This is a genomic window from Larkinella harenae, from assembly GCF_054780515.1.
This window is the reverse complement of the sequence record NZ_BAAGWE010000040.1, coordinates 1-666: the sequence shown is the minus strand read 5'-3', so window position 1 is coordinate 666 and position 666 is coordinate 1. Positions and strand designations below refer to the sequence as shown.

The 666-nt window shown below is 62.8% G+C and carries 1 protein-coding gene; it reads left to right on the top strand.

The features are described from left to right. Positions 1 to 41: 41 nt before the first annotated feature. Positions 42 to 666, top strand: a 625-nt coding sequence (locus ACYVH9_RS31625) for a putative Ig domain-containing protein (protein ID WP_460640453.1), incomplete at its 3' end; no start/stop codon positions are given.

The window sequence follows — 666 nt, the reverse complement described above, 5'->3', positions numbered from 1 at the left end:
TGACGGCCACGGTCAACTCGGCCTTCAGCCAAACACTGCCCGTGTTTACCGATGCCAACAACGATCCGCTGACCTACTCGCTGACGGGACTGCCCAGTGGACTGAGCTTCGATGCGGGTAACCGCACCATCGCGGGCACACCTACCCAGACGGGCAGCTTCAACCTGAGCTACGCAGCTACCGATGGCAAGAGTGCCCCCGTGTCGGTCCCCATCCTGCTGACGGTGGGGAGCCCCACACCGGGCAATCAGCCCCCGGTGGCTCCCACGGTGTCGGCACTGACGGCCACGGTCAACACCGCCTTCAGCCAAACACTGCCCGTGTTCACTGATGCCAACAACGATCCGCTGACTTACTCGCTGACGGGGCTGCCCAGTGGGCTGAGCTTCGATGCGGGTAACCGCACTATCTCAGGTTCGCCCACCCAATCGGGCAGCTTCAACCTGAGCTATGCAGCCACCGATGGCAAGAGTGCCCCCGTGTCGGTCCCCATCCTGCTGACGGTCGGTACCAGTGGTGGAGGTCCCGTGGTGACGGGGGACTTCGAAGGCTATCTCACCCAGGAGGCCAACTGCAACACCTTCTCGGGCTGGGTCTACGACCGAAACCGCCCCAACATGACCTTCTCCGTCGAGTTCTTCGAGGGAGCCTCCATTGCCAGTGGTA